Raw genomic sequence first — 13,817 nt, forward strand, 5'->3', positions numbered from 1 at the left:
CTCTAAACGAGACTCTCACATCATTTCACATTACGAAGTTACTACTTCTAATTTTCTATTTATTAATACTTTCATTTCTTCTTTTAATATCTCTTTTGAATTATGTCCAAACCATTCTAAGGAAGCAAAAAGATCCGTATTTCTCACTTCCTGAATAATCTCATCATAATTTACAATACCTTCAAATAACGGAACCATACCTATACGACTTCCTGCTGCAGCATATACATTATTAGGTTCAAACACATGCAAATAATCCGCTGAAGATATATTCTTAAAATGGTAATGTAGTGTCCACGGCTTTAATCGATGGAAACTGTCTATTGGATCTGCGCCAGACTCCCATATATGAAGAAAATCAAGATTTATTTTTAAATTCGGATGGTTTACTTCTTCTAATAACTCTATAGTAGAAGGCAATGTGTCCGTTAGTGTATTGGGATGTGTTTCTAACAGCACATACATATTGTTCTGAGCAAACACATCACAAATCTTACGTATTCGCTTCACATACTCTTTTCTCTCTTGTTCCGAGAAGTCCTTGCTCCCTTTTTGCCCAGCAAACGTGCGAATTTTATTCGTATTAAACCAATTAGCTAGTACTACAAGTTGTTCACTTTTCTCTATCGTTTTTTCAAAATCTGCTGATAATGATATATCTAAGTAATCACTTATCATCGTAATTTCTAAGTTTTTATCCTTTAGAAAATTCAATTCTCGTTCTGTCGTTTCACGTTCTTGCATGTACAAATTTTGTGCATGCGTCCCCCATAATTCAATTCCTTCAAAACCGTTTTCATATGCAAATTGAACAATATCAGTAAATGAAATTAATTGATGACGAAATGAAATGGTACATAGCGAATATTTCATAGTATTAAACTCCCCTATCTTAAATTCAGTTAGCTTATTAAAGAGTTGCGACAGATTGATTTGTTTTCATACCTTTCCATGATAGAAACTGTCTCTCTAATTCCTTCTTAATTTGCAGTTCAATTGCATTCATTTCATCCAGTTTTTCAATAATCGATACTAGCATACCTTTATTATTCGTCATTGCCATTTTAATTGCACGATACTGTACATTTGTAAATCCTTGTACAATATCCTCTACCCGATCACACCAATAATCAAATTCTTGCTCCGAATATTGCAACGTTTCACGGAAGTATGCAAAGGCATGCTCATAACTATATTTACGAATTGCAAGTACTGGTATTTGTTTTACTGCTGCTACAAGTCCAGAAAGCGCATATCCTTCTTCCTCATTTGCCATTTTTACAATTAAATTTTTCAGTTCCATAGTCAGTTCATTGTCGTTCTTTTTGAATGTTTCTGTGAAATAACTAGCTACTGTTTCTTGCGTTGGCTCCCCAATTCCTTCTATATCAATGAAATAACCTCCACCAAATGGGTTATCTTGAATAGAGTGAAGTACTTTTTCTCTTTCCATATTTCCTTCCCAACGAAAATCAGGATCTAGCATGAACCACTCTTCTTCTTTCTCTGTTTTTGATATCATTAAATAATGTGGAAACGGTTTTTGATGAAATTTATTTTCCCTCTCTGGTAATAGAGACATATCAACCATTACAATGACATAACGATTTTCCGGCTTGTTTTCTACTAATTCTAAAAACGTTTCTACATTGCTATCTTTATCTTTTGCATGATCATACCATTCGTTTACTTTAATACCGTACAATTTTTCAAACCAAAGTAAATAATGATCATGGTTAATGTTTTCAGAGTGATATGAAATAATTCCGCCTTGTGTTATATCAAAATCTCCATCCCATAGTCCAAAATAAAATGGACGAAAATCAATGTCGCTACGCATTTTTATAATTTCACAAAAACAACTCACTAAACAGTGCACTTTAATTGAAGTCATACTCTCATCCACTTTCCTAAAGGTTAGTTATTCACATTTACTTCCTGTAACGGCTCTAACTCTTCCATAAAATCAAGCAAAGATCCTACAGTAAGAAATGCCTTTGGGTCTACCTCATCCTCTGGAACGCATAGCTTTACATCCATTTCTATGTATACAATAAGCTGTAACATCATTACCGAATCTATATATAAATCTTGATTTAAGCGCATCGTTTCTTCTAAATGCGTTACATTTTTCAGTTCCATTTTTTCTATCATAATTTTTAACACGGCATTCTTTAACGCTTCCCGTCTCATGTTGTAACCTCTCCCATCTCTAGTAACTTTCTACTTACTTTTCCAGTTTTATTTTTAGGAATTTCATTTACACTTTCAATTTCATGCGGAACTTTATAAGAAGGTAAGTGCTGAATACACCATTCTCTTATTTTCACTGGATCAACATGAGAGATCACTTTCGCTTTAACTATTTCGCCCATCACAGGATGTTTCCCCCGATATACAATTGCCTCTTGCACACCTTCCAATCGAAGCATCGTTTCTTCTACCTCTATAGGAAAGACTTTTAATCCTGAGACATTAATTACATCGTCCATACGCCCCATAAAATGAATGCCACGCTCAGATTTATACCCTAAATCCTTCGTGAAAATTTCCTTATCATTCATTTTCACGACGATTTCTTCCGGTGCATTTTCATCTGAACCTATGCTTATACTTGCATGAGGTAGAGGGTTTCCTAAATCTAAATGGCTTTTCATATCATGACATATACTAATACAACCTGCTTCAGAACAACCGTATTGCTGCATCATATATGTTGTCATTTTTTTTAGTTTATAAAATAGTGCTTCTGGCAAAGGCGATCCTGATGTCATAATTTTATGAAACTGGAACGTTCCTAATGGAAAACTCCCCATAATGTGTAACATAAGTGGTACTGCATATATAATATGTTTTTCTGTATTGCGAACTATATTTAATGCGAATTTAGGATTTTTGTTCGTAATGATTACAGGCTTGCTCCCCCTCGTAATTGCTGATAACGTACCACATATTAGTCCGTATGAATGTGAAACAGGAGCCATAACGATTGGCACTTCATCTACTTCACAGTTTAAAGCTTCATTATAGGCAGTAATTTCTGTATCAACTTCCGTCCATGCTCTACGAATCAGTTTCGGTTCTCCCGTAGTTCCCGAACTATATTGCAATAAAGAAGGCTCTTCTAGTAAAAAGTTCCCTACTTCTAATTTTGTAAAATCGCCATATTCTCCATATAAAATCCCTACACAATTCGCACGCTTTGCCATTTCAATAGTCGTTTCTTTTGGCGTATCTTCATGTATAAGTAATACTGATGATTTCTTTTCTTTTAAGAAAAACACAAGCGTAATAATATCGAATGGATCTTTCAGACAAAGTGCAAATCTATTTCCTTCTGCTTTTTGAAATTGTTCCATTTCCTCATAAACTTGTAATCTCAATTCAAAATCACTTTTGCTATACTCTTGTTTATTAACGATTAGCATAATTTCCCCCTGTAACAGCTGATTTTTGTTTCATAAGTTGTCTTACTCTATACAATGGATTTGGAACTTCATGAACAAGCGATTCCACATCCATATATAATCGACGTTTCGTTAATTGTTCAGCATAGAATGTAGGTGCATATAATTGAATATTTTCAAATCTACCTTTCAAATGTGGATATATTCTTAAATGATTTTCAATTTCTTCAACAACCATCATCCAAAAATGTTCTTCTTTCAATCCATACTCATCCGCAAGTACGAATGCTAATTCTCCTAAATTAAACAGAAATAGTGCATCTAACACCATCTCTTGCAAACATTCAATGCGATCCATTTCAAAGAAATCATTCATTTTTCCATTCGCATATGTTTTATGCATTTTAGTAAAGTCGGGACATTTGTCAACTTCTTTCAAATATGGACGATAAAACTCAAGCCCTTCATGAAAATCCTTTAACGCAATACGAACAGGCACCCCTTCTTTATGGACTAGAATCATATTTTGTCCATGTGATTCCAGTGCGATGCCATGCTCTACAACAAGATGTATAACTGGTATTATCGCTTTTTGAATAAGTAATTGTAGCCAATCCTTCATTCCATATTTATTCAACCACGCATCAATAATTGGTGTACCATCTTTCTCTTTAGCGTATAAACCATTAAAAGGAATTGCATCCTCTTGTGCATCTAAATACTTGTGAACGCTTTCGCGCCAAATACATCCTAATGAACCATATATAGCTTTCTTATTCGTGTCATACGTTACACTTGAAAACTCACTTAACAAGATTAAACGTGCTTCATCCATTAAATAGGCGTCATTACTTACAACATCATTTAACCAATTTGATATTACTGGTGCACTTACAACAGAGTATGGTTTCAGCGTACGAAGTGTTGAAGTGTTGAGTAAATTCATCGATAATTTAACGTACGGTTTCTTTGGACTCGTAATATTTCTTAACGTTCTCATTGACTGTTGCGCGCAATAATCGTCCTCTGATGTTCCTAAATAAATAATAAATTTACCCTGTATATGATCCGCATAATTTGAAATGATGAAATTCTCCCACTGCCATGGGTGAACAGGTATAAACACGTACTGTTTTGGATTACATCCCTTATTACGAATTCGTTCCATAAACTCTTCTAATTTACGATCGCCAATCTCCTCTTTTAAAATGTTGTTATACATCACTTCATTCTCATAACCTACAGTCGCATAATTCTTATGTGCTGCAATCCATATGAGTTTTATTGGCTGCATAAATTCATAACCATATTGAAAATTGTCACGATATTGAAATCCAACACGTGCTTTATAACTAGGATGATATGGATGGCCATCTATTAATTGGCTTTCAAACTCATCGTAAGATTTTTGAGTATATTCTCTCTTATTATTTCTTTCATATTGTGCAATCGTGTCTTTAAATATTGTTTGTTCTAATTCGTGCATAAAAGAATCTAATTTAGCTTGTTCTACACTAGTAACCCGAAAAACTTCTTCTAGAAATTGCGAGACAGACTGTATTTCTTGCTGTTCATCTTGGACTCTTACTATTAATGAGTCTAAAGAAATACGTCCAAATGTCATCCGTTCCCTGCCATAGCATTTGTACGTGACACTTTTGTCTTCTTCATCCAGTCCTTGTATTAGAAAAAGAATTTGTTCTTCTTTTTCTATGCGAACCGGTGTAATAATCCCCTCATAAATTAACGATTCTACTAATTGACGTAGCACTCTTCTTCTTACTGAAATGTAATCTTCTGATTCGAGCGCCTTCAATACTTTCGTATGATACATGTCCACTCTCATAAAACCCTCCACCTTATGACAAAATACCATTATTTGTATTACGTGAAATTTTAACGCTATTTATGAACGAACAGCCACTTCTCTAACGAGCGGATTATGTACTTGCACATAAATTGCTTGCTCTAATGGATTACTTAACTCATCGACATCGAAAAATCTCGTTAGTAAATTTGCTTTACACGCTAACTTATCTTCGTCCAATAATTCTCTTAAAAATGTTGAAGGTTCCCGGTTATACGGAAGGAATGATTCAAGTACAGACCTTAATTCCGAGAGAAGAATTTCCTCCTTAATTAATCCTGCTGTGCCAAAACCATTAATGAGGCCAAACATATGATTGAAAATTAAGTAGTAACGAAATCTCTCATCCACAATATAGTCGTCATATAAATTTCCAGTACGTTCTCCAATACCAGCTAATTCATTATTAAGCTTTTCTTTCATTGAATTACAGAAATAAAATCCTTGATTATCACGGAAATAATATTTGACCGGATAACCGTCTTTTAGCTGAACAACGCTATTTTGCTGATGAGCTTCTAATGCAACACCATACTGTAAATACATCCATACCATTGGCTTTAAAGAAATATTCATATATCGTCTAAACCACTCTAAGCTTACTTCTTCACAGCTTTTACTTTCTAAATCTGCTAGACGATGAATAATATTCGATAACCGCGTACGCTCTCCAGGTATAGCGTCTTGAACTAGCCCAGCAATTAATGTTGCGTCGTTTGCATGTTCACTATAAAAAGGATTCTCACGAATAATTACTTCAAATCCAGATTCTTGTGTTCCATAATTTAATGTAATAAAGGCTGGATCACAAATAAAATCAAATCCTGGAAATCTTTCTCGTACTTCACCAATAGCCGTATTTAACATTTCCTTCCCTTCAAGACCACTCTCAAGTTCTTTCAGTTTATTAATACGCATTGAATTCGTTACTTTCACCGGAAATGAAAACTTAAGCATATACTTCGAATCGGGATGATACAGTGTCCTTAGTGATGATGTTGCCATATAATACTTACCTATAGGTCCAATATACTCAAGCAATTCTTGAACTATCCAATCTTGTACGTAAGCTTGATGCAAGAGCCATTCTGCCTGAAGCGGATGAATTGGAATTAATGCATATTGATCTTCCTTACAGTACTTCGCTATAAATTCCTTACTAACCGTCTCATCATTGCTTAATTCTTCTTTTATAATCATTGTTGTAGAATCTGATAATAATGATTTTTCATTTACTATACTTTTATGTGCCCGAAAATAATGAAGCTGACATTCTCCTTTTAATTCTGGAGAATACATTGCACTTTTCCAATCCAATATCCCCTGTCTACTCTTTGGTGTAGGATGAGTTAAATGCCCAAATAATAAAGACTGCTCCGCTTCTATAAAAGTTGTATGGAAACCGTATAATGCGGATTTATCTTCTATTCTCTCTTTTGTAAATTCCTCAATATTTTGACAACTACGAATGACTCGAAGCATAAGTTCCGCAGGATTCGTTCCTTCTCCGTAGTTGATAGACATCTCTTTTATTAAAAATGTAATAACTGTAACGTAATCTGCTGTAATAACAGAATTACTATCTCCAATTTGATAATAAAATTGTTCTCCAAACAAATGGCGATCTGTTGATGATTTATATATAACTTCTCCATACAAAGTAACGTTCTGTGCCGATAGCCGACAACATAAATATGTGGGGACTGTATCTCTATTCAACGTATTACTGAAGATACTCTTCATTCTTTCATCCTCTGTAATCCATTCTCCACTCCCTGTTTCTCTTAAATAACAGTTTAAAAAGCTTTGTAATGTTGCATGTTCTGCGATTTGTTTCGCATGCTGCATGTTGGTCCTCCTCTTTATATTAACGCTATGAGAATTTCATATTACAATTGATAATTGAATATCGTTATCAACTATGATTCTAATTGATAATGATATTCAATTCAATAGTATATTTCAGAATTTTTTTATCTGCTTTAATTTTTATTGTTTTCCCTCTTTTCTTTGATCTAGTTAAAAATACACAAAAAAATACTCAGTTTCAAACTACATACTTACTATTTTTCATTAGTAATCTATCCAAAATGTTTAAACAAAAGAGGTATACCTTAATTGGTATACCTCTTTCAAACATAAAATTTACATAATAATATTATTTATATCTCTCCAGCAATATGCTGTCTCTTCTACCTGTAATCGCTCTAAAAATTTTGTATCAATTTTTTCTGGGTTAAATTTTTCATAAAACTTTTTAGAAGGATTATTCGTAACAACCCAAACTAAAAGTGATTGCATATCATTATTTATACAATCCGATAATAAAGCTTGAAATAACTTTTGTCCTATTTTCATTCCTTGATACTCTTGTAAAAGGTAGATTGCATATAATTCTCCATCACAATTATAAGTACCAGTTCTTTCTACTCCCCCATCGATGAATCCAACTATTTCTCCATTTAAATTCTCTGCTACAAATCTAAATTGATGATTACCCTCTTTTTGAAAAATATCTTCCCATTGTTTTTCTCGTTTCTCATATGCTATATTATCTAGAATTTCGTCAGCAAATATCCCTTTATACGTTGCTTTCCAACTATCGACATGCACCTTTGCTATACCTTGTATATCATCCTTTATTGCTCTTCTAATATGTATTCCCATCATTTCCCCCCCTTTATTACTCATCATTATATCAATTTCATTCCTTAAAAATCCAAATAAAAAAGAGTGAATTCACTTCACTCTTTTTTATCACAATTATCTACTTTCCACTTCAACTGAAACTACTCGATCAATCTCTTTCAGGGAACTATATAACTCTGTTGTATATAAATCTTCTGGAGCTAAAATAACCATCTCTAGTTGCTGAAATGCTCCACTATCTATATCTTTAATTTTCACGCGTTTCACATGCATGCCTAAATTTTTAATTTGCTTAAATATACCATCTAACTCATGATGCTCTTTAACAGTAATTTTTATAGATAAATCCTTTTGTCTTAATGAATACGGTCCTGCAATTTTCACAAGTTGCGGAAGTACATTAATCGCTAAAATAATTAAAACCATCGCAACTGTCGCTTGTAAATAAAATCCCGCACCAATTGCGATCCCTAAAGCTGAAGCAGCCCACACCATAGAAGCTGTTGTTAATCCAGAAATAACGTCATTACTTCTTCGTAAAATGACACCCGCGCCAAGAAAACCAATTCCACTAACAATTTGAGCGGCCAGTCGCATCGGATCCATATTTGTATGTCCTGGAACAGAATATACATGTACAGATTCAATTGAAACCATCGTAATTAAACAACTTGCTACAGAAATAACCATACTTGTTTTCACACCAAGTGGTTTATTCTTTAGCTGCCTATCTATCCCGATGAATAATCCTAAAAAGAGTGCTAAACCTAATTTGAGTAAAAATTCATATGACATATTCCTATTCTCCTTACTTTACAATGTTTCCCTTAGAATAACTCACTATAACTCTTTTATGATATCAATTCCAGTCTTTTCTATTCATTTAACGTAAAAAACCGAAAAAACATTTATAACGATGTTTCTCCGGCTTTTTATTACACTTTAGATTCTTCTTTATTTCTGATCTTTAATCTTAATTTCTGCACCTTTGTAGAATGCTAATTTACTGTCATTATACTCTTTTGTAAATTTGTTAAACTGCTCTTTCGACTTTTGTGCTTCCACATTTAATTCATTAACAGTTTTAACTTTTTCACCGATTTCTTTTAATTTCGTTTCTTTTACTTTTAATTTTTCATACAGTTCTTTTTCAGTCGCTAACACTTTCGTGTAATTTTCATTCATCTTTTGGAATGCATCATAACGATTCTTATACGACTCTTCTACTGCTTTTGCTTGTTTTTGTAACTTCTTATCTTCAATCTTCTCTATATTACTTTGAACAGACTTCGTTTCCTTCTGTGCTTTTTCTAGCATTTCTTTCTCACTTTTCAATACTTTTTCACGATCTTCTACATTTGCAGTAGCTTGCTCTATTTTCTTCACAACTGCTTCATTATGTTCTTTACCTTCTTGCAAAATTTGAGCATATAATTCTTGCCCTTGTTTCTCTAATTGCTCTAATTTTTTTGCTTCATCCACTAAAGATTTTTCTTGTGTTGCTGCTGTTTCAAAAGCTGTATATAGATTTTCTTCTGGCTTTTCACCGAAACAACCTGTTAAAAGTCCTACTGATAATGCTCCAACTACTGCTACTTTTCCATACTTCAACGTTCATTCCTCCATTACATACGGTTATCATGCCAGAAGTTCACTGGGAAGTGACTCTCTTCATGATAAGCTTCAAACTCATAACCTTTTTCTTTTAGTCCCTTTAAAATTGCTGGCACAGCAGCAACTGATTGCGGGTGAATATCATGCATTAAAATTACTTCTTGTGGTTTTGTTGCGTTTGTTAATACGTTTTGAGCAATTTGTGCTGCAGCTGCATCAACTGGCATTTTATTGTATCTCCAATCTAATGAATCAATTGTCCAATCCCATACTTTAAATCCGCCTTCTACCACTTTATTTCGAAGACCTTCATTCAATCCAGGCATCGAACCATATGGAGGACGTGTTAATTTAGGTGATTTCCCAATAATATTAGCGATTAAACCTTGATCTTCTTTCATCTCATTTACATACTCGCCATTTTTATATAACTTTGCGAAATTATGTGTCATACTATGCATGCCTACATAATGACCCTCAGCATTTTCACGTTTCACTAAATCAGGAAATTCTTTTACATTCGCTCCAATTAAAAAGAACGTCGCCTTCGCATCATGTTGTTTTAGCGTATTTAATAATTCAGCCGTATATTTCCCTGGCCCATCGTCAAATGTAAGATAAGCAACTTTTCTTTCTTTTCCATTAAAACGACTTGGTGCCGTTTTATTCATTTCAACTTTCGGCTGTTCACTTGCAAGCTGCACTACATTTTCTTGTTTCGCAACAGCTTTTGCTGGTGAAGTAATTGATTGAAACATGTAATACCCAATAGCTACTGCGGCAATCGCTATTAAAACGACTACTATTTGTTTAATTTTTAAAGCTTTTTCCATTCTATCGAATTCCTCTCCCTATTAATCTTATATATAAATCGCCCAATATAATTATACATCTATTTATTTTTATTTCACCATATAAATAGATTTTATTTGTATTATAATGGGAGTTTTATCAAAATTGTTGTTCCTATTCCTTCTTTACTTGTAACACTAAGCGCACCGCCATGAAGCTCCACCATTTTTTTAACGATAGCTAAACCAATACCTGCACCTGCAGCATGATTATTAATTTGGTAAAATGATTGCTCAATATATGGTAAATGTTCTTTAGCAATTCCAATCCCTTCGTCTCTTACCTTAATCACTGCTTGTCCTTCTATTTTAGTCGCTTCAATGTGTATTGTGCTTTTTTTATGTGAATACTTAATTGCATTTTGAACAATATTCAAGAAAACTTGCTTTAGCCTATTTCGATCTCCCATCAATTCAATTCGGTCTATAGTAGTAATAAATTGAATTTCCTTCTCTTCCGATTTAGGAGTTAATTGCCAAATCGTCTCCTCTAGTATATCGTACAATTGAACCTTTTGTTTATATAAATTAAAATGATTTGATTGTAATCTTGAAAAATCTAGCAATTCTTCTACTAAATGAATCAATCTATCTGTCTCACCTGAAATAATGCCCATACCTTGCTTTATTTCTTCTTCTGTTAAATGATCTACTGTTTTTAACGTCTCACTCCAACCTTTAATTCCTGTTAAAGGCGTTCGTATTTCGTGCGAAATAGAAGCAATGAATTCATTTTTCATCTGCTCAGCCTTATCTATTTTATAGGCCATATAATTTAAACTATGTGCCAAGTCACCTAATTCTCCAGGATAATCTTCTTTAATTTTTTGCTTTAATGTGCCTTCTGCAATTTGTGAAGAGGCTTGAATAATGGATTCAATTGGCTCAACAAATGAATTTGCCAAACGTCTACTAATTAAGAAGACGACTCCCGAAATAACAATACCTACAGAAATAGTAAACGTAATAATTTCAATAATCTTTTTATTTACATTTGTTAAAACAGTCGTATATTTTAAAACACCAATAGTTTGTCCTTGATGTATAAGTGGGCTTAGCACCTCTAGTTGTTTTTTATTACCTTTCGTAGTAACTTGATTATACATTTCACCTTCTAATAATGATTGTGGAATATTCACTTTACCTTCTACCTTTTCACCACTTGAAGATTGTATAACCGAGCCGTGACGATCGATTAACTGTAATTCTGTTCCTTCTAATTGAAAGCTACTAATTATGTCACCACTATATTCTTGTAATCGAATAAAGTATAGTGAATTGTATTCTGAAAAAAAACGTGTACTCGTTTTCGCATGAGACTCTATATATTGCACAATACCATTATAATAGTATCGATAAATTGAGACTGAAAATACAACTTCAAATAATACAAGCATAAGTGTAATGACCGTCATAAAATATAAAGTCACTTTCCGTTTCATCTCATACTTTCCTTCCACACATATCCTTTTCCCCACACCGTAAGAATAAATTCAGGTTCTGATGGATTACATTCTATCTTTTGACGTAACCGTCTCATATTTACATCTACTACTTTCGTCTCACCTACGTAATTGGTTCCCCAAATCATATTTAAAATTTCATCACGCGAAACTGGCTTTGAAGCCTGATTCATTAAATACTGTAATATCATATACTCTGTAGGTGTTAAATCGACTAATTGTCCATCTTTATACAATCTTTCTTCTATAATATTTAACGAAAATGGACCTGACGTAACAATATTCGTTTTTTCTTCATGTACTTCTATTCTTCTTAATAAAGACTGTATACGTGCAGTTAATACTACTGGACTAAACGGTTTTGCAATATAATCATCTGCACCCATTCCTAGTCCTTGCACCTTATCTTCATCTTGTACACGTGCGGTTAACATAATAATACCCATTTTTTTATTTTCTTTCCTGATAGCCTTACAAACCTCTAAACCATCAATCCCCGGTAACATTACATCCAGCAGTGCTATATCAACAGTTTGTTCACTCAAAATTTGTAACGCTTCTTCTCCAGTAGTAGCTTCTATTACATAAAATCCAGCACGTTTTAAATTTAAAACAATAAAGCTACGGATCGTTAATTCATCTTCTAAAACTAAAATTTTTGACATAATTCCCACCCCCTACTCTTGTTGATAATCCGCTAGCGGTTTTATATATGCTTTCACTTTTTCAAATTCCGATTGCTTCGGTACTGCATATACGTGAGAAGCCGTTTTAATTGCTGCGCTGTAGCCTTTTATATTGAACCATTCTTTCCGCTTAAAAATATGAACTTCAAGCCATATTTTATTTGTTCTTGTATCCAAAAACTTTTGAGAATTTGATTCTTTTTGCTGATCTGGTATTGTAATTTTCCCTATTAACTCTTTAGGGATTTTCACATAATACCCTTTTTCTATATCTATATATCGTTCTTCAATTGGTTTAATTCCAGATTCACTCCACTGTATGTAACGTTCGAAAAGCGGACTATCACCATGTGATTTATCTTCCCAACCTTTTGGGCGTACAGTACGAACAAATTCAATAATGCCGTCTTCATTAACATCTTTACTTTCTACAACATATTCATTAAATAAATCTTCTTTCCCATCCATAGGTAATACTTCATAATGATCCTGATCAAATTTTGCTACATAAGTTATACCTGAATGAGCCCCTGTTCCCGCATCGATTACAACTGCCTTTAATGATTTAGAAATACGACCCATTTGTATTCTTTGAATACTATTTATAAATGGATCGTATGACACTTCAGATAAAGTCTTAAATTGTTCCATGAACTCAACTGTCAGCTTCTCATCTTTTTCAAATGTAACAAGGCTTATATCTTTCAGTCCATTTTCATTTAGATCCTCTATGAATAACTTCGTATAACTTCGATTATATATTTCCTTCATCTCTTCATTTTCTTCCGAAAAAACATACATAACATGTTCTAACGATTCACGATTTACAGAGATTCCGATTAACAACTCTCTCTTCCCGTTCCCTGTAAAATCACCGACTTCAACGATATCTACATCTCCACCATCAAATTTATGTGTGGACTTTATTCTCCAGCCATTTCCGATTTCTTCATATACGGCTAAATATACGCTATGATCTTCATTCGGCAATTTATAAAATAAGATGGCTTCTTTCTTATTATCTTGTTTAAAATTCATTGACCAAATCATCTGTTTATCTTTGTTAGACATTGGAGTAAGTAAGCGATAATTAACAGGTAAATCTTTATCAATTTGTTCCTTTAATTCATTAATCCATTTTTCATTTGTAGGAGCTTCCATTAGACTTGTTGGAGCTTCAGACATTTTACATCCAGTCAATATAAAGATAATTCCCATCATGCTTAACCATTTCTGCATATGATATCTTTCCTTACCACAAATTTTGAATATGTCCTTTT

At 33.3% G+C, this 13,817-nt stretch carries 13 protein-coding genes; all 13 read right to left on the reverse strand.

Features of this window, described 5'->3' with window-relative positions:
- Positions 1-30: 30 nt before the first annotated feature.
- The 13 genes from BLT20_RS13015 to BLT20_RS13075 all read right to left on the reverse strand — a co-directional run bounded on the left by BLT20_RS13015 (position 31) and on the right by BLT20_RS13075 (position 13,776).
- Positions 31-873 carry a sugar phosphate isomerase/epimerase family protein gene (locus BLT20_RS13015; protein ID WP_000877687.1) on the reverse strand — a complete coding sequence of 281 codons (843 nt, stop codon included), beginning with the start codon at positions 871-873 and terminating at the stop codon, positions 31-33.
- Between the two features lie 37 nt (positions 874-910).
- Positions 911-1,894: a DUF6005 family protein gene (locus BLT20_RS13020; protein WP_000200691.1), complete on the reverse strand. Its 984-nt coding sequence runs from the start codon at positions 1,892-1,894 to the stop codon at positions 911-913.
- A 23-nt stretch (positions 1,895-1,917) separates the two neighbouring features.
- Positions 1,918-2,193, reverse strand: a complete 276-nt coding sequence (asbD, locus tag BLT20_RS13025; RefSeq protein WP_001250560.1) for a petrobactin biosynthesis protein AsbD — start codon at positions 2,191-2,193, stop codon at positions 1,918-1,920.
- Positions 2,190-3,428 carry an AMP-binding protein gene (locus tag BLT20_RS13030; RefSeq protein ID WP_000909577.1) on the reverse strand — a complete coding sequence of 413 codons (1,239 nt, stop codon included), beginning with the start codon at positions 3,426-3,428 and terminating at the stop codon, positions 2,190-2,192. The genes asbD and BLT20_RS13030 overlap by 4 nt, the downstream gene beginning before the upstream one ends.
- A complete protein-coding gene (locus BLT20_RS13035; protein WP_001261824.1) occupies positions 3,415-5,253 on the reverse strand; it encodes an IucA/IucC family protein in 1,839 nt (612 codons plus the stop codon). The genes BLT20_RS13030 and BLT20_RS13035 overlap by 14 nt, the downstream gene beginning before the upstream one ends.
- Before the next feature lie 60 nt (positions 5,254-5,313).
- Positions 5,314-7,122, reverse strand: a complete 1,809-nt coding sequence (locus BLT20_RS13040; RefSeq protein ID WP_001163348.1) for an IucA/IucC family protein — start codon at positions 7,120-7,122, stop codon at positions 5,314-5,316.
- A 297-nt stretch (positions 7,123-7,419) separates the two neighbouring features.
- Positions 7,420-7,941 (reverse strand): GNAT family N-acetyltransferase, encoded by a 522-nt coding sequence (locus tag BLT20_RS13045; RefSeq protein ID WP_000511208.1) that lies wholly within the window; start codon positions 7,939-7,941, stop codon positions 7,420-7,422.
- A 96-nt stretch (positions 7,942-8,037) separates the two neighbouring features.
- Positions 8,038-8,718: an MgtC/SapB family protein gene (locus tag BLT20_RS13050; RefSeq protein ID WP_000119510.1), complete on the reverse strand. Its 681-nt coding sequence runs from the start codon at positions 8,716-8,718 to the stop codon at positions 8,038-8,040.
- A gap of 159 nt (positions 8,719-8,877) precedes the next feature.
- The gene (locus tag BLT20_RS13055) at positions 8,878-9,534 is read right to left on the reverse strand and encodes a YkyA family protein (RefSeq protein ID WP_000873573.1); all 657 of its coding nucleotides are present in this window, start codon (positions 9,532-9,534) and stop codon (positions 8,878-8,880) included.
- Between the two features lie 14 nt (positions 9,535-9,548).
- Positions 9,549-10,370 carry a peptidoglycan-N-acetylglucosamine deacetylase gene (locus BLT20_RS13060; protein ID WP_000409484.1) on the reverse strand — a complete coding sequence of 274 codons (822 nt, stop codon included), beginning with the start codon at positions 10,368-10,370 and terminating at the stop codon, positions 9,549-9,551.
- A 101-nt stretch (positions 10,371-10,471) separates the two neighbouring features.
- Entirely contained in the window at positions 10,472-11,830 is a 1,359-nt protein-coding gene (locus BLT20_RS13065; RefSeq protein ID WP_000824534.1) for a sensor histidine kinase, read from the reverse strand.
- Positions 11,827-12,516, reverse strand: a complete 690-nt coding sequence (locus tag BLT20_RS13070; protein WP_000036073.1) for a response regulator transcription factor — start codon at positions 12,514-12,516, stop codon at positions 11,827-11,829. The genes BLT20_RS13065 and BLT20_RS13070 overlap by 4 nt, the downstream gene beginning before the upstream one ends.
- A gap of 12 nt (positions 12,517-12,528) precedes the next feature.
- Complete coding sequence (locus BLT20_RS13075) at positions 12,529-13,776, reverse strand: hypothetical protein (protein WP_001174862.1); 1,248 nt, start codon at positions 13,774-13,776, stop codon at positions 12,529-12,531.
- Positions 13,777-13,817: the final 41 nt, after the last annotated feature.

The organism is Bacillus sp. cl96, assembly GCF_900100505.1.
GTDB classification, from domain to species: domain Bacteria; phylum Bacillota; class Bacilli; order Bacillales; family Bacillaceae_G; genus Bacillus_A; species Bacillus_A cereus.

Coding starts and splice junctions, on each gene's coding strand:
- BLT20_RS13015 (WP_000877687.1), bottom strand. CDS start 873: ATGAAATATTCGCTATGTACCATTTCATTTCGTCATCAATTAATTTCA.
- BLT20_RS13020 (WP_000200691.1), bottom strand. CDS start 1,894: ATGACTTCAATTAAAGTGCACTGTTTAGTGAGTTGTTTTTGTGAAATT.
- asbD (WP_001250560.1), bottom strand. CDS start 2,193: ATGAGACGGGAAGCGTTAAAGAATGCCGTGTTAAAAATTATGATAGAA.
- BLT20_RS13030 (WP_000909577.1), bottom strand. CDS start 3,428: ATGCTAATCGTTAATAAACAAGAGTATAGCAAAAGTGATTTTGAATTG.
- BLT20_RS13035 (WP_001261824.1), bottom strand. CDS start 5,253: ATGAGAGTGGACATGTATCATACGAAAGTATTGAAGGCGCTCGAATCA.
- BLT20_RS13040 (WP_001163348.1), bottom strand. CDS start 7,122: ATGCAGCATGCGAAACAAATCGCAGAACATGCAACATTACAAAGCTTT.
- BLT20_RS13045 (WP_000511208.1), bottom strand. CDS start 7,941: ATGGGAATACATATTAGAAGAGCAATAAAGGATGATATACAAGGTATA.
- BLT20_RS13050 (WP_000119510.1), bottom strand. CDS start 8,718: ATGTCATATGAATTTTTACTCAAATTAGGTTTAGCACTCTTTTTAGGA.
- BLT20_RS13060 (WP_000409484.1), bottom strand. CDS start 10,370: ATGGAAAAAGCTTTAAAAATTAAACAAATAGTAGTCGTTTTAATAGCG.
- BLT20_RS13065 (WP_000824534.1), bottom strand. CDS start 11,830: ATGAAACGGAAAGTGACTTTATATTTTATGACGGTCATTACACTTATG.
- BLT20_RS13070 (WP_000036073.1), bottom strand. CDS start 12,516: ATGTCAAAAATTTTAGTTTTAGAAGATGAATTAACGATCCGTAGCTTT.
- BLT20_RS13075 (WP_001174862.1), bottom strand. CDS start 13,776: ATGCAGAAATGGTTAAGCATGATGGGAATTATCTTTATATTGACTGGA.